This is a genomic window from Bacillus sp. L75, from assembly GCF_003676355.1.
Taxonomy (GTDB): domain Bacteria; phylum Bacillota; class Bacilli; order Bacillales; family Bacillaceae; genus Bacillus; species Bacillus velezensis.
This window is the reverse complement of the sequence record NZ_ML064913.1, coordinates 1-21,070: the sequence shown is the minus strand read 5'-3', so window position 1 is coordinate 21,070 and position 21,070 is coordinate 1. Positions and strand designations below refer to the sequence as shown.

Here is a 21,070-nt window from a genome sequence, read left to right as displayed (position 1 = left end):
TTTGATTCCTCCCTTAATGCTGCGGCGTAACTAGCATCTGCGCTACCCCGTAACCTTTTTTCACATCGAACGGAATTTTGATTTTCATAACAGTTCCGTATCCGGCGCTTTCCGCCTTTGTTGCAACACCATGGATGGCAGAAACACTATCGCCGACTGTTACCGTTTCGTCGATCCTAACGAAGACTTGACCGATCAAACCGATTACATGCCACTCGTCCCTTTCCTCTCTTGGTTTGTATTCCGCTTCAGGCTTATAATTCGGATTTTCAACAGGGATCTTAAGAATTTCATTTCCATCATTCACCTCACGATAAACCAGTCCGCCAAATTCATCGCGGAGATAACGATCATTCCAATAAAACGATGCTCCACCGAGCACAACGCCGGCTGTTTTTGAAACAACGCCAAGAATCTTGTCCCCTACATGAGCTTTACGAATCTTATCGCCTTCTAACGCAACAAGATAAGATGCCTCAATCTTTGAGCCATCGGCAGATTCAAAATACTCCGCTAAGTCCTTTAAATTAGACACACTTTCAATAGCGCCTGTAGCTCGAACAGTCCCATTTTTAGCATTAAGTTCAATCTTTTTATTCGCTTCTGATGCGCTGCCATCACCGTGCCCCATCGCAAGGGAATAAGATTTACTATTCTTTGTAGCCTTTGAAAACATAACACCCGAAGAAGCTCCGTCTCCGGTCGTATGCGAATCGTACGAAAACATTACACCATTTCGTGATCCTTCTGTAGATGCTCCACCTGCGTTACCAGCAATCAGATTTCGTTCACCCTTTGCAATTGTTGATCCGGTATTTGCAATGATAGCACTGTAATTCGTAAGTGGATGCCCGGAAGATGTTGCTGCGCGGAAACCACCTTTAACGTTATTAGGAACGACAGAGTGCTTTTGGTCACCTAATACTGCCGCGTTTCTATAGCCATAAGCCCTTACTGCAAGGATGTTCGTTTGAGTATTCGGCGATGTAATGCCCGCTATACCATTCGACCCGTGCAGTAAACCATTAACTAAATTTACATTGTATACGCCGCCTCCTATTCCGATCCCGTTAGGTGCTGATTCATGGCTTGCAAAATCGGAAATGAAGACATCATCTGTTCGTTGATCGCCGCCAACAATCCGAATGTCATATTCAGCAGTTTTAAATCCAGTTACTTGAAGATTGGTAACGTTTATCTTTCGACTTTTATATTGAAATGCAATAACTGAATCTCCTTTATAGTCGTATGTCGGATCCCCAATCGCTGTAAAACCAATGATTTTCACTCTCTGATATGCCGAAACAACTAGCGCCTTTGGAGCTAGTCCTTCATAAAGCGAATTGAACCTTGGTTCTCTTGACGTGCAGTCTACTAACGTCACATCACGTGCAGTCTCACTCCACGGATCCGTCGCTAAATGATGCCCAATGTGTCGCAAATCAAATGATCGGACGTCCCGAAAGGATTCATGACCTCGAATATGGACGTTACAAGGTGCCGGCCATTCTGCATGGGCCTTAACTTCTACCCCGCGGACGTTACCTTCAGTATAGTTATCAATCACCCAGATATGCTTAGAACCATCATCTACTTCAATACCGTTTGAATTGGCCCCGCCTTTACGATGTGCCTTCCCGGTAGGGTTTGTCATAACATTATGTGTAATGAAAACGTATTCGCTGTAGTGTGTGGTAATGCCATCGTCACCATAACCAGAGCCAACACAGCGGTCAATCCAAATATACCTACTGCCAGTTGCGGTATAGTTTTTAGCAGTTATATCATATGTCGGTGCAGTTATATCGAAGCAATGCAACCCCGGATTAATACCCTCAACTTCACGGATGATACCGAACTTGACTTGTGCAAATGTCAAGCAGCTTGAATGTATCCCGCCAGTCGCTCCTACACCGCCTTGACGTTCCGGATTCCAATCAAGAGACATACCTTCAACAACAATATTCCGGTTGCCTAACGTATGATCAGCATTTGTAACGACCCACTCGCTGGCCGGTGTATCTTCATGGAGCTTAAGTGTAGTGACACCCATACCTTGACCAATCATATATGTCCAAGATGGAAGTTTGACTCCTTTAACAACATATGTGCCGGCTGATAGCATGAGACGAACCTTACCAGTACCAATTGCCCTTTTAAACGCTTCTGAACTATCGGTTTCTCCGGTTGGATCAGCACCGAAGTCATCTACATTGACGGTTCGTTTAATCTTTTGGAGAAGCTTGTTATACTCTTTATCCAGCCGCTCCTTGAGCAATGGAGTTATATTTCCTTCAGCATCAACCCGCGCATCCACAACTTCTTTTACATTTGTTCCATCAGCATTTAAAATCAGGTTGCGTATCCGGTTATATAGACCATCGATATATGAGCGTAAAGAAAAGCCGCCGTGGTCAATTTGCTCCGACGAGTGGGCTTTATTGCTCTTTTTATGGCTGTTTATCTCGTTTTCAAGACTATTCAATCCGTTTTCAACGGTCTCAGCATCTGCTCTTTGTTCAGCAATATACCTTGCGTTTCTAGTGGTGTCATAATCCTTGATTAACTTGAATCCCAATGTGTCACTCTCCTTTCAAGACAAAATAAAAAACACTCTTAAAAAGAGCGCTTCTAAATCATCATTCTCAATTTTTGTACATAACGCTTTTGATCTTTTAATCGCTTTTCTTGCTCCATCCGGATATCCTGAATATCTTTACGGAAATTAGCAAAGTTCAATGTTGGCTTTGCATATGGATTTAAGGGCTTATATTGAATAGAAAGCAGCCGGACATCGTCTTCATAGGTTACGCCATAAACTGTATCAGCCAACACATGAAGTGTGTCTCCTTTCCAAAAATCATCTTGTATGTCAAGAAGCTTTAGCTCATAGATGTATTCATAATCCACCTCGATCTCCATTTTCGGGTAAGGATTCACGTATTTTTTAAGCGCCTCCATCATGCTGGACTCTTTTTTATAACGCTCGTCGCGCAGTGGCTCAGCCCACCGCGGCATGCCATCAAGCAGGAACTTATTTTCCTCAGGGTGCTTGTAAAGGACCGGCTCAAAGACGTACTCCGTTTTTTTGCTATCGGTACTGCTGTTTTCCTTTATTGCTCCGTATCCCCGTGCTCGGGTAGAGCAGCCGTCTGTCGATGTTTTAATTTTAATGCCGGGCATATTATAACGAGAGTCGAGAGTGTGATTGATACGCTTTCCCATCTTTTTATAAACGTATATCTTGTAATTATCCACATCAAGCTCTAAGCCGTAGTCTTCCACAATTTCGCTTATCAGCTCATTCGCGAACTTATCACCAAAATTCTCCTGCTCCACACTTTTAAATTCACTTTCCTTGTCTTTGAAAATGTAAGAGAATTTCGTCCCCTTCAATGTGAAATCAAGCATTTTTCGTACAGTCAGTGTGCCGCTGATCGTCTCTTCTACATAATGATTGTTCAAAACGGCAACGAAAACATGGCTTGCAGAAACTTTCTTGCTGAGTGTTTTTTCCTGATCAACCTCAACCATCGTAATAAAGTATTTTTGATGGTTGAATTTTTTTTCGTCCAAATAAAGGATATTGTCATTTATAAGCAAATCATATTCAATGCCATTATCAGCAGTCCGAGTGATCGTAAACTCTATATCTTTTTTTCCGGTGGTATCATCTAATAAATCAGGATCAGCACCGATGACTTCGACCACTTGATTTCCGTCTTGGCTGGAAACATGCAGCTGAGGGAAATAAACGTCTTTCGGCAAATTTTGATTCAGCGTAATGTCTTTACCATCATATTCTTTACTTGGTATGTCTGGCTCAGGATCTGGTGTGCCTGGATTACTCGGTTCGTCTGGTACTCCTTCTGATGTATCATATTTCGTTAATTTATAGGTGAAAATGAGGCTGTTCAATTTTGTTGCGTAATTTGGGTCGGTAGCATACCCGGCTTTGACGAGAGCCGCAGTTGCTTTCTGATAATCTGTTTCCCCGACAACAGCTTTATAATGGTTTTTGTCCCAGCTAAGGCCATTCAAGTACAGGTTCGCCAAGTCTTGTATAGATTCTTTCCACGAAGGGTACTTCCTGAATTTAGCCGGAACTTGTACGTTTTCTCCGTTGATAACTTCCCATGTTTGCATAATGACATATTGGCCGTTGTATTCGCCCTTCATACCGAAAAGATTATGCCCTTTTGTCGCCAATTCACTTGTGCCCCAAGCGCTTTCTAAGCATCCTTGTGCAATGATCAGTGATGCGAGAATACGGTGCTTTTTATATATTTGCTGGGCGTCGCCGGCAATCACTTTAATAAAATCTGTATTCGCCATATAAACCGCCTGCCTTACAAGTAGTAGAACCGTGTGTCAAATTCTATGACAAAATCATCGGCATTTTGAATTTCAAACTCATTCCAGCCAATTTCGAGATTCGGCAGACGTCCAGATGTTTTTATTGGTTTATTATTGAGCAGCGCGTACTGCTTTAAAAATGATACCTGCTGTGACTTCTTCAACTCCTGTTCAATCGTTAATTTCTCGCCATTAGTATGATTGATTAGCGTTACATTCTTCCCCTTGGCCTTCAATAGGACGTTATACGCGTGATCTAGTGGATTGATTTGGACATCTCCGGAATTAAAGACAGAGAAACGTTTCTGATTCTTAAAATAATAGGCCAGGTTGTCATCTGATTGCAGGTTCATACCAATGTTCCAGTTCTCTCCTGACTGATTCTGCGCTGTTTTGGTTGAATGCTTAGATTCTGCCATTCCGGTAATATTGGTAAACTCGACAGAAAAAACAGCATGTGTTTTCTCCTTTTCTTTGGAAATGCTGAAATTCCCATCACACATAACAAGGAAACGGCGATTCGGCCATAAGTCAGTAGAAATATAATAGGCAAATGGCTTCACCAATAAAGCATAGAGCTGATGCCTAAGCATATAAAAATTGTTGTGGATTTTTGAATTCATATATACTTCTACAGTGACTTTTCTTGATGAATAGGTCACATCACGTGGATGCTGTGCTGAGATAACACCATGACGCCGCGGGATCGTGATTGTTTCCCGATTGATAGCCGGCGACTCCGCCAAAAAACTCAACACTTCAAATTGCGGGAGCAAGCTGTCAAGGCTCTGCTCCCCCAATCCGTTATCAAAATCCAAAAATAGCCTTACCAAGCCGGCTTACCCCCATTTCTATATTGTTTTCTTCTATATCGGTCAGCGCTCGTTTGGTCTACTCGGGCCCCGTCAATATAAGTGTTGTTATCTTTTAAGACCAGCTGTTGCAGTAGCTGAATGTTCTGCTGGAGAGCGTCAATCTGCTGCCCCATCATGCTGATTTGCCTTTCTTGATTCTCCATGACCCGAGTCATATCGATATTGACACTTCTATCATTTTCAGGCTGTGCTGCGGATGCTTTTTGGAGTAATAGCAAAGCCTTTGAGATCATCCCTTCTTGCAGTGAAGGCAGTACGCCAAGCTCACGCCCAACCCGCGCCCACAATCCGATATTCCTTTCGCGGTATGCCGGATCTTTCGTAATGGTGGTTTCATCGTACCCTCGTTCGTTGAGGACGGCGAGCTTGGAGCCGCCGCGCCCCGGAGAAGTACCGCCCTTTGCATACCCCACATACGGACCGCCGCGCGCCATTGATTTCAAGCCGGGATGATTTGATATATCTCCATATCGCCCTTTGATGTAATTAATGGCCGCCAGAATGTTGTCCACCGGATTAAGTATGTTGTTATGACCCGGAAATGCGTTAGAGGAAAACGTACTCGGAATGGTCTGCATTAACCCCCTTGACGGGTTTCCTGCTCTTGCATTGGAATCTGTAAGGTTAATGGCATTCGGATTTCCTCCTGACTCTTTCATGGCAATCGTGATTAAGCCGGGAACCCATGAAAACGGGACACCAGCAATGCCGACCGCTTCCGATACCCATTTTTGGACCTGGGCAGATCCGGTTGCTCCTTTATAGGCATCTGCAGTAAAGAATCCCACATCCGGCATGACCCCTTTTAAGAATTGAAGGGCACCGCTTTTTAGCGTTTTGAGAATACCAGTCCCTAACCCGTCTATTCCGGTTCCTGTTTTAAACGGGATCATTCCTTTGAAAATGCTGCTGATTATCTTTTGCGGCCCTTTGATAATCATATCCATAACGTCAGAAGCGACGTCCTTCGTTTTGCCAATGACATTCTTGCCGACAGAGACAGCGCCTTTCACCAGCTTTTTCGACCCCTCAAACGCATTCTTGAAGAAGTTTCCGACCCCATTTGCATAACCGGGAAGTCCTGTGGCAGCTGCTTCTTTCGACTGAGCGTGCGGAAGAACAGACGTGCCGCGCGGAAGATCCCACACTTGCGGGCCGCCCATTCCGACAATGTAAGTGCCGATGCCGGGCGTGTGAGCAAGCTCCCATCCTTCTTCGCCGACTAATGCCCGGCCGCCTGGGTGGAAGTCTGTTCCCTTGGCATAGGCTAACCCCGGTGCGATTTGCATTGTAGAAGACTGGCGACTGTCGTAACCTGCTGGTTTCCATTCTGGAATTGTAGGCGCATGAACAAATTTTAAAAATGCATTTATCCCATCAGTAATGGCATTTACTTTGGTTGCCAAATCAACTTTGAATAGATCCCATTTCCCGAGCACTTCTCCTGTTTCCCAATCAACCTGATCAATATGCCCTTCAGCTTGCTTCTTCGCTTCCTTTACGACACCTTTATGAGTTTCTTCTGCTTCATTAATTGTCTTTTTGGCCTGACTCCTTGCGTTTTTAACGGTTTTATCGTGCTCTTTTTGAGAAATTGATCCTTTTACATAACGCTGCTCATCAGCGGCATCAATAACAGCATCACGTTGTTTCTCAGCTGCTTTAATTGTTTTCTCTTTTGCCTTGTTACTGTCTTTTATAACAGCAGCCGCTTGTTTAGCAGAAAGATTAGACGTCTCTTCTTTTAACTTTTTAGATATCTTTGTCTGTTCAGCCTTGCTTCGTGAAAGTGCAGTCTCCATTTCAGCAAGCATTTCGCCTTGAATTTTAGCTATTTCTTTATTTTCTTTGTCTGTAGTTTCCCGATTTTCACGGGCAGCAGTTCTATAAATTTCATCCACTCTGTCAACATACTTTTGGATCTTCTTTTGTTTTTTCTTGTTATAGGCATCTATTTTGCCAATGATTTTATTTTCTTCTTTGTCAGACATTTCGTTATTAGATGCATAAAATTCTTTCAGCACTTTAGTTGCATTGTTAGCGCTGGTTTTGTATCCGTTTTTCAAAGAATCTCCCATATCTTTAAAGCGCTTTGACATGTCATCTGCAATATCGTTCGTGATGGTAGCATTGGTCGCTTTCAGGGTGTTCAGCTTAGCAGTAACCTCTATGTTCATGTCTTCATAGGCGTTTACAGCTTTTGCTGTGGATTTTGATACACCGTCTCCAAATTCAATTGTTGCCGGGAGCACTCGTTTCTTTAAATTGTCGTAATACTTAAACCCGGCATCACCTAAAAGAGTCACCCCCGTAATAAGCGCACCGACTGGTCCGCCTAACAATCCGAGTCCGCCACGTAAAAGACCGACAACGGCAGTGCCTTTTTTGAGTATGTTAAAGAGACCGAAACCGCTTTTAGCAAGTTGCATAAATCCGCCGGCCCCTTTTACGGCATTTAATCCGGTTTTGATAATTCCAGCGCCGAACTTTAACAGCTCAGGAGCAAAAGTAAGAACGAGTCCGGCAATTGTTCCGATTGGACCGCCGAAAAGAGTTAGACCAGTACCGGCCACACGGGAAGCGCCGCCAAGTCCGCGCATCGCTTTCGAGCTTCTATTTGTCGATTGCTCCAGCCGGCCCACTCGCGTCGCTGCCACGGCGTTTGTTTGGTTGAGCCTTTCCATTCGGGTGGCTGCTATCGTTGCCGCAGTGGAAGTTGTCGCAATACCAGCTGCCGCTGTTCGGGATGCAGCACCTGCCGCAACAGCTTCAGTCGTATAAACGCCGAGACTTGCAGATGCCCGATTGACGTTACCGGTTAAATATCCTCCAGCCGTGCGGAGCATATTCCAGCCTGCGGCGATCCTCGGTAAAGCTCCAAGTACCAACAGAAAAGCCCCGCCCAAAAGAGAAAATACCGTAACTGCTCCACCTGTAATAGCGATGGTGCTCGCCACAGAGTGTGGTAAAGAATCAAACCATGTCACTAATGATGTCAGTCCATCAGTAGTAGCCCTAATAATCGGTATAAACTGGTTTCCCATGGTGATGACAGCGTTATTTGCTGCAGATTTCAGATAATCTACAGATCCAGCCAGATTGTCCATCTGCTCGTCAGCTACTTTTTCAGCAATGCCGCCGCTGTTTTCTATTTCCGCTGTAAATTCTTGCAGTTTATCTTTCCCTGCATGCATGAGTGTGATAAAACCTGATAGAGCATTCTGTCCGGCAAGCTGCTTGGCGATTCGGATCTGTTCTGTTTCAGTATAATTTTTTGTTTTTTCTGTGATCTGTCCCATAATGTCGGCCAGCGGGCGCATCTTGCCAGTAGAGTCCGTCACTTTCAGACCTAATTCCTCAATTGCGGACGCCGCCGGCTTAGGCGGAGCCGCCAAACGGGTTAGCGTTGCTCGGAGGGCTGTTCCGGCCATGTCTGCTTTAATACCACTATTTGCCATAATACCGGTTGCTGCGGCCAACTCTTCCATGCTTACGCCTGCTGTTTTAGCAGCCGGAGCAGCGTATTTCATCGTTTGACCAATCTCCTGCAAAGTAGCATTGGAATTTGTGAATGTATACGTCATTGCATCGGCAACGCGGTTTGTGTCCTCTGCCTTAATATGAAATTCGGTTAAGATGTCAGAAACGATATCAGCCGTAACGCCGAGGTCGGTTTGTCCGGCGGCTGCCGTTGCAAGCAAACCAGGCATAGCACCGATAATTTGGTTCGTCTTATAGCCGGCCATCGCTAAATACTGCATGCCTTCAGCTACTTGCCCATCCGTATACTGTGTGACGGCGCCGAGATGCCGGGCTGTTTCTGTTAATGATGCCATTTGATCATCCGTTGCGTTCGCCAATGCGGCGACACGGCTCATATCTTTCTCGAAGCTTGCTGCGGCCTTAACGGTTGCACCGATCCCAAGCGCTCCGGCGGCACCAATCCCCGCTAACGCCTTTCCTGTGGCTGTTGCGGATTTATAAACAGCGTTCAGCTCTTCTGATACATTCTTTGAATCCTTTTTAAAAACAGAAAAAACGCCTGCAGCCCGACTGCTGCTGTCTGACATGGTTTGAAACTCTTTGCCGACTTTATTCAGCTCTTTTCCGAGATTCTCATGGACCGCAATAGCATCATTCAAACGCCGCGCTTGAATCTGTGTCTCTCGGTTGTCTTTTCCTTTCTGCCTGACCAGTTCTTCATACCGTTGACGGTGTTCTTGGACTAATCTGCCTTGAATCTTATACTTATTGCTTAAGCCCTCCATCTGTGATTGCAAGAGCTTTGATTGGTTGCCAGCATTTTTATAAATGCTCCCGGCTGCCTTCATTTCTGAATTTGCCAGGCGCATCTGCCTTTTTAAGCCTTCAATTCCTCGGTTAAATCCTGTATCATCAAGGCCGACCTTAACGACCATATTTCCTATAGGTTGTGCCATATGTATCCACCCCGCTTTCCTGGCAAAGATTCAACAAAAAAGACAGGCTATAAGCCCGTCTAAAAGAAGACATCTTCAAATTTCACTTCTTCTGGTTTATTAGTTTCGGTCAGTATCTCTAAATAATGATATATGTCCATCTCGTCAATTGCGCTCATACTCCACCCTTGTTGTAGGAGAGTGGCGTAAATTTCATTTATTTGCTCGATTCCGCGCTCGTAGGTGTATTCTTCTCCATCTGTTCCGGCAAAAAATCCTGATCAGCAGCCTCAATTTCTTTATAGCCGGCAACTTCCGAGAGAATGCGGCTCACTTCTTTCGCAACTTCAAAAGATTCCAGCCCCTCAAATAATTGATCATAAGTAAATTGATTGCGGAATATCCCAACAATAAATTGCAGCTGTTTTTCGAGGATTTTGATGCTTTTCTCCAAATTATCCGCTGTTTTTTCCGCTTCTGCATTTAATCGTAATGCTTCAAGAAGTGTTTTTGTATTGGTCCGGGGTGCAATAAATGTTTTAAATTTCTTTTCATCTTCAAACCATAGTTTAATAGAAATATGTTTTTGAGCCATGTTGACTCCTCCTTTTTATACGAATACAAAGGGAAGCTCTTAAGCTTCCCTAATCCCTAAGTTAAGCACCTAGATCTGTACTTATTTTTTGATCGGAAGTGGATGATGTATAGGCACTGCCATACACTTTTTCATAAAACTTATCTAAATCGAAATTAGGAGCATCTTCATCCGCGATCACTTTATATACATCATCCTGGTCTCTTTCAAGAAATTCAGCTGACAACTTAGAAGTTTGAAAGTCCACTTTTTCTTTTTTTGTATTCCAGTCGTCATCAGGCAGCGTAAACCGACCTTGGACTAAGCCGACATATCGTCTTTTTCCATTAGCTTTCACACCAAAGAAAGTCATAGCAATCCAAGGCGGAGTAACATTCTTCTTAAATAAATACAGTCCGTCTGTGGTTTCCTCTATCCCAAACAAATTGACAAGGTGTTCTGGCGGAACATCTCTCATCTCTAAGTCTAATTTCGTTGAACCAGTTGAAACAGCAAGGTCAACTACCTTGTTATCAGCATATTGCTTTTCTGTAGATGAATCAGTTGCCATCTTTGCATTTATTGCATGTGGATAGTCGACAATCTTGCTGGCAACCCACAAGCCGTTTTCTTTTTTTAATGGTGCGTATTGAACGCCTTCTAATCCCACCATTGAGCTGTATTCAGGCATCATAAAACCTCCGATTATAGTAAAATGTTTGCCTCAAACCGATAACCTTTCCGAATGAGGCGCTCTGATTGTAAAAATTCATTGATAAGAACTGTCGTTTGAAAATCCAGTTTTCCCATAACATCCAAGATAGCCGCCATAATTGGATCACACGACTGGTTGTGATACACATCAATTTGATACAAAGTGCTATCTTTAATTGGATGCCCGTCTGCCCATTCAGTCGTTCTGTACTCTAATTCTTGAACCACAATGTAAGGAGGTTGGCTTTCCAAACCTTCTGGCACAGCCAGTTCATAGATGTTTTCAGGGCCAGTCAGCATCAAAAGCGCTGGATCTTTTTCCAGCGCTTCAAATACTTTATTTTTTAGTTGTGAAGATCTTTCTACTAGATTCACAGTTTAAAGCCTGCCTTTATGACTTTTTCCATTGCATCAAGCATCTTGCCATTCGCCTTTACCATACTCCGGTGAATAAATGGATTGGCAGCCTGATGGAGCGTGCCGAATTCCGGCAAGTGAACACGGAATTTTGTATCTTTTGTAGGGCCTACAACTGCGTATATCTCTCCGTCTTCGTCCCGCCTGATACGGCTGCCGACTATAATATCATCGTCAATGTGCGGATGACTTCCGCCAATGGAAGAGCGCGGAGCTTCCTCATTAATTTCCGCTGCCAAAACAGCCCCTCCGGCTTTTACTGCTGCTTTATGAATCTTTTCATCCTTACGGGCCAGTTCTGCGAAAGTGGACTCCAATTCTCTAAAACCTTTCAATTCCAGTTCGAAATTCATTTAACTCACCACATTTGCCTTGATCGTAATAAAATGGCGGCGCGAATAGTTCGGCAAGATAGCCTCAATTTCATATGAATCGCCCTGAAAGACGATTCGCATGTGTTCATTGATATCTTCACGGTGCCGGATTGTAAATTGAACTGTTTTTTCTTTTTGTATGGCCGCTGCAGCATAATATTCCCGGCCCTTTAAGCCCTCCGCCTTTGCCCAGCATTCAATAACTGTTTCCCAGCTATCATTTCCCTCAACAGGCAGACGGCCGCCGGGCTTCTTTTTTTGAAATTGAATGCGGTAACGCATATCATTCAGCATCTGACGCCCTCCCCGGCAATGTATATTTCAGCTGATTGATTAACGAGGTCAGCACACCGTCTAAATTAGATGTTGTACCAGCTATTTCCCTGTTCTCATACCAATGTGCCACAAAAGCATTTACGCACATGGCGGCCCGGGCTGATTGATTGGGAAAAGCAAGGCCCGTTGCCGAAGTGATGTATTCTTTTGCGGAGGCAATGAACGCGAGAATTAAATCGTCCTCCAGGTCACCATCAACCCGGAGGAATTTTTTCGCTTTTTCTAATTCTATTTTTTCAGCTTCTGTCATCTGGCATCACCTGCCTTTCATTCTGCAGAAGTAGTTGATTTCAGTTCATCAATTTGTTTTTGCATACCATCAAGTACAGCCTTCACTTCACTGTTCAGATGATCCATCATGACGCTGCCTGTTCCAATGTTATTGCTGCGAACTGATTTGTCAGAAAGCATTTCATGTACAATGCTGCCCTCATCAATAACTGCTGGATCACCTTTTTCGCCTTTAGGACCTTGCTCGCCTGTTTCACCTTTCGGACCAGCAGGACCAGGTTCCCCCTGCGGTCCTTGTTCACCCGGATCCCCTTTAAGCCCCTTTACAAAGAGTGGGTTTTCTTCACTATTGTCAGCAACAGAAATATCCGTAATAGGCGCTCCTTCCCCGTTGTCTCTTGCTGACGTTAGCACACCGTTACTTTCGTTTAGAATGTTGTTTAGTTTTGTCATCTTTTAATCAATCCTTTCAGTATTAGTTTCCAAGATCAGCAGATTGTTCAGGTGTTTCCACTTTTGCATCCTCACCAACAACAAGATCAGTTACAATGATTGCAGCTTCTGGATCCACTACTTTTCCGTCGAACCGCTCAATACCGCGGAAATATGTCTGATCCGTAAGAAAGGCATCTCCGCCAACATCTGTAGATTTGATTTCAAATTTTTGACGATCAAACATGAAGTAACCGCGTTTAAAGTCGCCGAAAAGAATGTGTGTTTTCTGTGTTTTATCATCCGTAAGGACTTCATCATAGATTTCAACCGGACGCCCAAATAGCAAGAAATTATCCTCATTTCTTGGATCCTCCGCTAAAATGCCGCGGCCGTTTTTGTCTTCGATATTTGCTAGGGTTTCAAACGCTTCAGTATTCATCACCCAAACAGCGTTACGTCGATAACCGCGCTTAATTTGGTTTTTCACTTTTCTTAAAAACTTAATCGTAATGAGTGACGGTGCTTTAATAGACTTGAATTTGCCGCTGCTAATGATACCTTCAACGTTTTTCTCTCCGCCGTCTCCATAAAAAATTTCATCATTCTCTGTTACAACGGCTGATTCAGACAGCCAGTCCACGATCTCTTGAACAAAATTTACAAATGAATCATTTAACAACTCACTGGAAACAGGCATGATTCCGGCGAATTTCTTGACGTTATACCAAATTTGATCAAATTCCATATTCTTCAGTTCTTTAATCTGTTCTTTCTCCGCTGTGTTATAAAGTTTTCCGGCAACGCCTTTACGAACCGTATAATTTCCGGATGGCGCAGTTTTCGGAACAACACGGATCAGATTACGAACAGAGTTTAGTTCCTGGATAGATTTCAAAATTTCTTTTGAAATATCATCCGGCACTGTATAGCCGCCATCTTTATCGCTGCCTGCAGATAATGAACGGTTTTCTTTCAAAACGCGTTCCATCATGTTTCGTTCTTCTGTTTCAAGATCATGGCTGCGGCCGGTGAGCACTTTCAACCACGCTTCCCGGTATTCTTTCGTCGCTGTTAAGATATTGCGCTCTTCCGTCTCTTTCTTTGGTTCACTTTTGATTTCTGCAGCAAAGTTTCGTTCTTCGCCAATCTCCGGAAGTTCTAAACTGCGGCCCTCTGTCATTAATTCAATTTGACTCTGCAGCTCTTTTGCTTCTTCAAGCATGCTGCGAGCTTCTTCAGGCTTTCCATCCTCCAAAAGATTTGAAGCCTCTTGTTTCTTTTGTGTGAATTTTTGTCTTAATTCACGTTCCTTTTTTGTCATTGCTACTGGCATTCGGGTATCCTCCTTAGATTTGAACATAAAAAATAGACCTATAACGTTAGGTCTAAAAGTTCCAATTCCATTTTTAGTTTTTCTATTGGCGCATCGCGCATTTCTTTAATCTGTTCAACTTTTTCTAAACTGCGTTCACCGATCACAGCCTCCGTATCGTTATAAGCAGGCGTTGTAACAAGTGATATGTCAAAAATACGCTCGATGTTATTGATTCGACGTTCATATACATCTTCTTCATCATTATGGCGCCATTCATCCGGCTCATTCTTGTTATAATTCAGTGAAAAGGCGAAGGAACACTGATTAATGACTCCGCTTCTGATATTCTCCATTAAATCTTTAGCATACGTCGTATCTGTGGGGGTAAAACGGAATTTTAGACCAATAGCATCTGTCTCTAATTCAAGCCGCCCAGCATCGCCAGAAACGGTGTTTCTCGCTAACGGATAATCCTGGCGGTGATTAAAAAGCGCTACTACGTTTGAAAGGTCCGTGGAAGCTAATGCATCCCGGCTGATGATTTCTTTAAACCATCCACCTAAACGCTCAGACCATTTTTCAAATTTTAAGGCGTAACCCTCAATAAAATCTCTTTTTTCTTCCCCTTCACCAGCAGAACGCAACTCAATCTTCGTTGTTAGGTGGCGAACTTCCTTGCTCATGTATGTCCTCACCTCCCTTAACGGAACCTGATTTGTTCATTTGATACTCCTCCAATGAATCAAGGAATGTATAGTTAAGCGATACAAGGTGCCTATCACCGTGTTCAATTGCGTTTTTCTCTTCAAAAGCACGAATTTCATTTATATTTAATGCACTGATCCGTTCCATAATTTCATAATACTCCGCCCTAGATTTCGCATCACCGCGCAGCTCGCTGTTTACATTGAATTTGATATAGAACCCGTCTTTAATCTCTTCATCAGTAAAGAGTTTCGTAATAATTTCCTGTTCAAAAGAAACCAACCACGGCTGCAGCGTGTTTTTCACGTATTCAATCGATTGGTGTTCAATATTATTGAATGTTGCCCGGTCCAGCTCATTGATTTTATGCAATGGAACTTTAAAAATAGATGCGATTTGTGCCTTATTAAATTTCATAGACTCCACAAACTGAGCTTCTTGCAACGGCATAGATATTGATTCATAAGAAAGACCGGCATCTATAATTGCAATGTTCCGCCCGGCATTCACCTTTTCCCATTCATCTCTCGCCCGCTGTTTTGCATCTTCGTCTATTAAAGTCGGAACTTTTAAGATTCCCCGTGGTGTCGCATCATTTTTATATAATTTTGCATTAAATTTTGTAGCAGCTGACTGCGCGCCAATATGCTCCCTTATAACTCCGATAGGACTCTTACCGTTGATCCCGTCTTCTGTCATACCCTTGAAATGCAGGATTTCATCCGCATACAATTCAACACTTTTTGAATTAATGACCGTTTCATACCACAGCATACCTGTATTTGGGTTTACATAGGCTTGCGTATTGGCGGGGTTTAATGGCAATAGAGCTGTAATAAAGCCATTCCGATCTGTTTTTATATAAGAATAGGCATTCCCCCATGTACAAGCATGAGTCATCATGAGCTTTTTCCAAGTAAAAGCCGTCATGTATTGATTCGGTTTGAGATAAAGCAATTGGGCAACAGGATGATCCATACTGCTTATAATATTTCCTTGCTTCTTTTTGAATGTATGGACGGCAAGCTTCGCAATGTCATCAGACAAGACATTTACACATGAAAAAACATCGGGGTGGATAAGTGCTGTTGATTCACTGACGCGTTCACCGCTAGCTGTTTTTGAGCCGCCGAACATATCTATAATCCAATCAGGAGGATTTGCGAGGCGCCAAGGCTCTTCATCATTTGATCTCTTAGAAAACAGCCCTTCCAAAAACAATTAATCACCTCCTTTTCTTACTGAGCAGCAGTGCATAAAATATAAAAAAGACACCTGTCAGAACAAGACCGATGTCTGTGTGCAAACGATATGCAGCTGCCAATATAAAAGCAGCACCTATGATAAAAAGAAAATCATTTAAAAAAAGCATTATGGCTGTCAGTATTTCCTTCACTCCTACACCACCTTTAGAAAGAAAATGAAGCTGACTTGATATATGCGTTTAAATCAACCTCATTATTGATTTGAGAAGCCCGTACATACGCATTCACAAGCGCGGCGGCCGGGTCAATCCGTTGAGTTGATTTTGATTTATCCAGCATGATGTTCTCTTGAGCATCCACTTTTGTTACAGCGTTCCCCATTGCCCAAGTTAGAAGATCATTTTTCGGGTGTATGATTTTTTTGGACTTGACCTTTGCTCTGAAGTCTTTTGTCGGCTCTGAGAGTGTTGCCACCCCTTGGCGGATTTCAACCATTACATATCCGTCTGCCTCCATTTGCTGAGCGAACTGAGTAGCGTTATATGGATCATATCCAATTTCCTTGATGCGCCAGCCATGTTCCTTCTCCATTTTCTTAATATACGCTCTGATATAATCGTAATCGACGACAGCTCCATCTGTTGTTGTTAACCAGTTCTTTTTCTCCCATACATCGTAAGGGACCTTGTCCGTGTTCATCCGCTCATGGAATGTATCCTCTGGCATAAAGCCGTGACTATCGACAGCAAAACTGCCGTCATCTAACGGAAAGATGAAAGATGCGGCGGTTAAATCAATCGTTTTTGACAAGTCAATGCCGACATAACATTCCCGGTTCTTCAGCTCAGGAAATTCATCCGAACCGCAATCAGCCCAAGCTTGCATATCCATATAACCATTCTCGCGCATATTAACCCAAATGTTCATATTCTTTGTCATGAAATTTCTCATTTTCTCTGGCACAGCAAGCGCTACTTCCAATTCTCCACGCAAATAATTCAGCCCGTGTTCGTTAGCTGCCACAATAGGGTTTGCTTTTATCCAATTGCGCTCATCTTTAATGTCATCGTCTTTATCTAATTCATTAATCATCACAAAATACTTTTCATTTTGCTCAACTTTATTGGGATCCAGTATACGTGAAACGTAATCGTATTCCACACGATAGGCGGGATTATTTAGCTCAAACCCTGCTGTCGTAATAATCATCATTAACGGTTGAGCACGAGCAGCCATACCAGAAGCGAGTACATCGTAAATCTCTGAAGTTTTATGGGCGTGATATTCATCGATGATGCCGCATTGCGGGTTGAACCCGTCCCCCGTTTTACCTGCATCTTTCGAAAGCGCCTCTATTTTTGACTGTGTTTTGGGATGTTCAATCTTACCGTAAGCAATTCGGTATTTCTTCTCCGGCTTATTCAAAAGGTCACTTTGCATAATCTGCGCTTTAATTTCGTTCCAGCAGATTTTCGCCTGTTCCGTTTTTGTTGCACCTATGTAAACCTCGGACATGTATTCGTCGTTAGCCATTGCCTCATAGGATCCAACACATGCCAGGCTTTGTGTTTTTGTGTTTTTACGGCCAACCTGCCAATACACTTTTTTAAATCGTCGATAGCCGTTATCCTTATGCACCCAGCCGTACACATTGCCAAAAATAAATATTTGAATAGGCTCCGGCACAATATTTTCACCTTGCAACGGCCCTTTCGTATGCTTGAATTGTGTCATCCAGTAAAGAAATCGACGCGCTTTCTCATCATCAAAGACGTACGGAAACTCTCTGGTACCTTCCCGGCTGATATCATTTAAAAAGCGCTGACAAGCCCATACGTGTTTTTCACATGCGACAATCTCACCCGATATAACGTCGCGTGAGTAATCAATAAGAAATTGTTTTATTGTCTTCATACATTACCAAACTCCTTTTCCGCAGCCGTCTTTTCTCGTTCCTCCTGTGTGCGGGTAATAGCGAGTTTTGCCCGGGCAGATGGCGTAAGGCCGAAATCATTCGCAGCTGATTTCATTTGATCATAGTAATTCTTTTGGCGCTTCAATAACGGATGCTCTTCACCAATCAACTGAATAGGATTTCCATCCTCATCATGTCCCTCGGTATGCACCATGATCCCATCTTTTTCAATGATTTCTGAAATGGAAACATACTGAGAGTATGCATTACAATAGGCGGCCAACATGCTGATATCTGCTTCAGTGATAATCTCCACCTCAGATAACAAAGCAGCAACCCTTTTAAATTCTTTTTTCGCCACTTTATTTAACCAGGGTGGCGCTTTAATATTGTCGGAACGCATTTTTATCTTTTTTTCGTGCTCAGCACGGGCAGCCAGCTCATCCGTATTCTTTTTGTTGGGATTACCTTGGATTAATTGAAGTGTTGCAGATTTAGCAGGTCTCGGCATGTTTTCACCTCATTTCTTTTCAAAAAAGTACGTTTTTTGCTTGTTTTTTTCATCAATCGTGATACGATGAAATCAATCATAAAACCAGTCGTATCAAGCCCTCTCGGCAAATTTGTCGAGGGGGCTTTTTGCTGTTTTCGGAACTTTGAAAAGCGGTGTTTGTTTACAGAAGGGGGATCGCCGTTCTCCGTTCGTTTCCCTTCCAGAGATTTGTTAGGGGGGGAGGGTCACTTGCCCTTACTGCCATGAGTCTTGTTATGACAGGCATTACACAAGCTTTCAAGGTTCTTTATGTCCAATCGTTTTGACCAATCTTGCTTTACTTCCACTATATGATGCACCATGTCAGCCGGAGTGAAGCAATGCGCTTTCAAACAATGCTGACAGAGATAATTGTCTCGCATCAAAGCAAGTTGTCTTGTTCGTTTCCATTCAGTTGATTTATAAAAACTTGTTATTGTTTTGTTTCTTGAATGTTTGTTGTAATGTTTTGTTTCTTCTTGTTGTTGTGTCTTGTGTGCATCACAGTACCTATCCCGAGTAAGGGCACGGCAACCACGGGCGGCACATTCCTTTAGGGGCTTGGGCGGCATGAACTTACATCCTTATTCCTTTGTTTCGGTGTGAATGCCAAAAAGAATTAAAGTTCATATACATTGATTCCCTCAATATTCTTTCATTCTGTCCTGCCATATTTATGCCCTTACATGTCTGCATCTCTTTTTCTATGCTCTCTCCATACTGTGCTATGAATCCCATCATGCAACCTCCTTACATTCCCTCTAAACCGACACCGTACTCAAGCCGTTAGCCGCCAATTGTCTCCTTGAGATTTACCGGAATCAGTTTACAGGGAATATAAAAAGCACCCCGAAGGATGCTCTAGAAATTCATATTAGATACCACATTAAAAATTGTTCCACTTAGTGTATAAAGTGATTGTAAAGTTGCACTGTCACTTGTAAATTGATTGATTTTATCCATGATACTTCTATACTTACTTACTGCCTCTTCTTGATTACTACTTTTTGTTATCTCTAACATTTCCACAATAAGTGCGAAGATTTCTTCTTGTTTGTCACTACTTTTTCTCATTAAGGTTGAAATCTCTTGCAAGACAGCAGTATTTCTTTCAATCCCCGAGAGCAATTGAAGAGTTTGATCTCTATATTGCTTCTCCGCTTCTTCCTTATGGATCTTTTCTTCAGCTTCTCTTTTCTTTTCCTCACTGATTTGTTCACTATACTTATGAATATGACTCAAATCAGGCGTAGGGTAATTCGGTAAACTAACATTTAATTTCGACAACTTTATATTCCCTAATGGATTGTTAACTCGTCCATTTTCGTTCCCCATCTCATCACCTCCCACCTTATTATCAGGTAAAGAGCACATGAAAGGAACTATTCGCAGAATTTGTCGAATGAAAGTCCTTTATTAATAAGTGGCAACCGTAAGACGAAAAAACACCATTTTATTATTGATGTAATTAACGTTTTCTTTTATAAGCCGCTATATCTGTTCTTAAGAAAAGACGATCTCTATTCGTTGTTTTGATTGGCTTCAGCGTTCCATGATCAACTAGCTGTTTAAGATTTTGTCGACTGCATCCGATGATTTCAATCGCTTCGGAGGTGGTTATGACTTCATTATCAAGGAACTCTCTCAATTCTTCGACATCATTAAATACAAACTTATCCATCCTTTGAATTCCTCCATTTCATAACTACATTTATAATCGTCAGCGTGAGCCAGATAACGGCTAGCACTATCGATATTATGTCCAGTACAGTCAGGTTGTTAAAGTCCATACGAGCAAATTGTAAACAGAACAAGACGAAAAATAACAGTGTTGTTGAGTCTAATATTTTTTTCATTATCTCCGAGCATGGAATTTTAATGGTTTTGTTTAAGACCCATTAAGATGTTATAATACAGGGAGGGGAAGTAATTCCCCTCATGGGTTATTTGCGACGTTTCTTCTTGGCGGGAGAACGTCGTTTTTTGTTTTTATCACCCTTTAGGTCTTTGATGTTCTTGATCAGTGTCGTAATCCCAACGAGAATTCCGACTAACCAAGCTGTATCCCTAAGGATGAATTCAACGATTTCCATGCTCGTTAACACCTCCTTTCGATACTTTAATTATAACACTTATATTTACCACCGTCAATATGAATATATGAAAAATATTGATTTTTTTCCAATAAATATTGTTCATTGCATAAAAAAAGCACCCTATTTTTCGGATGCTCATTTCCGTCTATTCTTTTGAAAATCCAAAATATCCTCTTTGAGAAAAAGCCTGTCCCGAGGCATTTCTTTCACTGGCTCCAATTCGCCGGTCTTTACTAACTGATTCAGATACTGACGGGTGAACCCTAATATCTCAAGCGCTTCGCTTGTATTGAGTATCTCTTCATTCAAGAATTTCTTAATTGCATCACGCTCTTTAGGCTTGTACATTTTTGAATCATCCTTTTTTCTCGCGATATTTCAAGTAAAGGGAAAATGCTTTTTCAATGATTGAAACAACAAACAAAATGATTAGACTTATATCGAGAGCCGTTTTTAACGGTCCCGCTGCCACATCCTGACGGAAGAACAACATATACGCCAGGGCAAGGAGAACAACAATATCGGTAGTAGACTGTACACTTTTCATTTTTTTGAAAGTGGCTGGCTTTCAA

23 protein-coding genes are annotated in these 21,070 nt (G+C 42.5%); all 23 read right to left on the bottom strand.

Features of this window, described 5'->3' with window-relative positions; all coding sequences use genetic code 11:
- Nucleotides 1-13 precede the first annotated feature (13 nt).
- Entirely contained in the window at nucleotides 14-2,578 is a 2,565-nt protein-coding gene (locus D5S11_RS16440; protein WP_108724867.1) for a peptidase G2 autoproteolytic cleavage domain-containing protein, read from the bottom strand.
- A gap of 53 nt (nucleotides 2,579-2,631) precedes the next feature.
- Entirely contained in the window at nucleotides 2,632-4,335 is a 1,704-nt protein-coding gene (locus D5S11_RS16435) for a phage tail spike protein (protein WP_108724866.1), read from the bottom strand.
- Nucleotides 4,336-4,349: 14 nt separating this feature from the next.
- Nucleotides 4,350-5,189: a phage tail family protein gene (locus D5S11_RS16430; protein WP_108724865.1), complete on the bottom strand. Its 840-nt coding sequence runs from the start codon at nucleotides 5,187-5,189 to the stop codon at nucleotides 4,350-4,352.
- Nucleotides 5,183-9,670, bottom strand: coding sequence for a phage tail tape measure protein (locus D5S11_RS16425; RefSeq protein WP_108724864.1), 4,488 nt, complete (start codon nucleotides 9,668-9,670; stop codon nucleotides 5,183-5,185). Before D5S11_RS16425 ends, D5S11_RS16430 begins: the two co-directional genes overlap by 7 nt.
- Nucleotides 9,671-9,866: 196 nt before the next feature.
- Nucleotides 9,867-10,244: a phage tail assembly chaperone G gene (gene gpG, locus D5S11_RS16420; protein ID WP_061582144.1), complete on the bottom strand. Its 378-nt coding sequence runs from the start codon at nucleotides 10,242-10,244 to the stop codon at nucleotides 9,867-9,869.
- 61 nt (nucleotides 10,245-10,305) lie between these two features.
- A complete protein-coding gene (locus D5S11_RS16415) occupies nucleotides 10,306-10,914 on the bottom strand; it encodes a major tail protein (protein WP_061582143.1) in 609 nt (202 codons plus the stop codon).
- Nucleotides 10,915-10,928: 14 nt separating this feature from the next.
- A complete protein-coding gene (gene gp17, locus D5S11_RS16410; protein WP_014418191.1) occupies nucleotides 10,929-11,312 on the bottom strand; it encodes a tail completion protein gp17 in 384 nt (127 codons plus the stop codon).
- Entirely contained in the window at nucleotides 11,309-11,707 is a 399-nt protein-coding gene (locus D5S11_RS16405; RefSeq protein WP_038458888.1) for an HK97-gp10 family putative phage morphogenesis protein, read from the bottom strand. The genes gp17 and D5S11_RS16405 overlap by 4 nt, the downstream gene beginning before the upstream one ends.
- Entirely contained in the window at nucleotides 11,708-12,022 is a 315-nt protein-coding gene (locus D5S11_RS16400) for a phage head closure protein (protein WP_061582142.1), read from the bottom strand. It lies immediately after the preceding gene.
- The gene (locus D5S11_RS16395; protein WP_014418194.1) at nucleotides 12,012-12,314 is read right to left on the bottom strand and encodes a head-tail connector protein; all 303 of its coding nucleotides are present in this window, start codon (nucleotides 12,312-12,314) and stop codon (nucleotides 12,012-12,014) included. Before D5S11_RS16395 ends, D5S11_RS16400 begins: the two co-directional genes overlap by 11 nt.
- A gap of 17 nt (nucleotides 12,315-12,331) precedes the next feature.
- Nucleotides 12,332-12,748 carry a collagen-like triple helix repeat-containing protein gene (locus D5S11_RS16390; protein WP_108724863.1) on the bottom strand — a complete coding sequence of 139 codons (417 nt, stop codon included), beginning with the start codon at nucleotides 12,746-12,748 and terminating at the stop codon, nucleotides 12,332-12,334.
- Nucleotides 12,749-12,770: 22 nt separating this feature from the next.
- Nucleotides 12,771-14,063, bottom strand: a complete 1,293-nt coding sequence (locus tag D5S11_RS16385; RefSeq protein ID WP_047935864.1) for a phage major capsid protein — start codon at nucleotides 14,061-14,063, stop codon at nucleotides 12,771-12,773.
- A 38-nt stretch (nucleotides 14,064-14,101) separates the two neighbouring features.
- Complete coding sequence (locus tag D5S11_RS16380; protein ID WP_014418197.1) at nucleotides 14,102-14,728, bottom strand: HK97 family phage prohead protease; 627 nt, start codon at nucleotides 14,726-14,728, stop codon at nucleotides 14,102-14,104.
- Complete coding sequence (locus D5S11_RS16375; protein WP_108724862.1) at nucleotides 14,691-15,971, bottom strand: phage portal protein; 1,281 nt, start codon at nucleotides 15,969-15,971, stop codon at nucleotides 14,691-14,693. The genes D5S11_RS16380 and D5S11_RS16375 overlap by 38 nt, the downstream gene beginning before the upstream one ends.
- A 4-nt stretch (nucleotides 15,972-15,975) precedes the next feature.
- Nucleotides 15,976-16,146 (bottom strand): hypothetical protein, encoded by a 171-nt coding sequence (locus D5S11_RS19930; protein WP_162839617.1) that lies wholly within the window; start codon nucleotides 16,144-16,146, stop codon nucleotides 15,976-15,978.
- Between the two features lie 13 nt (nucleotides 16,147-16,159).
- Complete coding sequence (locus D5S11_RS16370; RefSeq protein ID WP_038458898.1) at nucleotides 16,160-17,869, bottom strand: terminase large subunit; 1,710 nt, start codon at nucleotides 17,867-17,869, stop codon at nucleotides 16,160-16,162.
- Nucleotides 17,866-18,381 carry a phage terminase small subunit P27 family gene (locus D5S11_RS16365; protein ID WP_064107585.1) on the bottom strand — a complete coding sequence of 172 codons (516 nt, stop codon included), beginning with the start codon at nucleotides 18,379-18,381 and terminating at the stop codon, nucleotides 17,866-17,868. The genes D5S11_RS16370 and D5S11_RS16365 overlap by 4 nt, the downstream gene beginning before the upstream one ends.
- A 227-nt stretch (nucleotides 18,382-18,608) precedes the next feature.
- Nucleotides 18,609-18,974 (bottom strand): HNH endonuclease, encoded by a 366-nt coding sequence (locus D5S11_RS16360; protein WP_046702277.1) that lies wholly within the window; start codon nucleotides 18,972-18,974, stop codon nucleotides 18,609-18,611.
- A gap of 4 nt (nucleotides 18,975-18,978) precedes the next feature.
- Entirely contained in the window at nucleotides 18,979-19,140 is a 162-nt protein-coding gene (locus D5S11_RS20090; protein ID WP_206504685.1) for a hypothetical protein, read from the bottom strand.
- Nucleotides 19,141-19,263: 123 nt separating this feature from the next.
- Nucleotides 19,264-19,737 (bottom strand): hypothetical protein, encoded by a 474-nt coding sequence (locus tag D5S11_RS16355; protein ID WP_108724861.1) that lies wholly within the window; start codon nucleotides 19,735-19,737, stop codon nucleotides 19,264-19,266.
- Between the two features lie 133 nt (nucleotides 19,738-19,870).
- A complete protein-coding gene (locus D5S11_RS16350; protein WP_108724860.1) occupies nucleotides 19,871-20,083 on the bottom strand; it encodes a helix-turn-helix domain-containing protein in 213 nt (70 codons plus the stop codon).
- A gap of 262 nt (nucleotides 20,084-20,345) precedes the next feature.
- Entirely contained in the window at nucleotides 20,346-20,495 is a 150-nt protein-coding gene (locus D5S11_RS19925; RefSeq protein ID WP_162839616.1) for a hypothetical protein, read from the bottom strand.
- A 138-nt stretch (nucleotides 20,496-20,633) separates the two neighbouring features.
- On the bottom strand, nucleotides 20,634-20,846 hold the full coding sequence (locus D5S11_RS16340) for a helix-turn-helix domain-containing protein (protein ID WP_043021764.1): 213 nt from the start codon (nucleotides 20,844-20,846) through the stop codon (nucleotides 20,634-20,636).
- Nucleotides 20,847-21,070 lie beyond the last annotated feature (224 nt).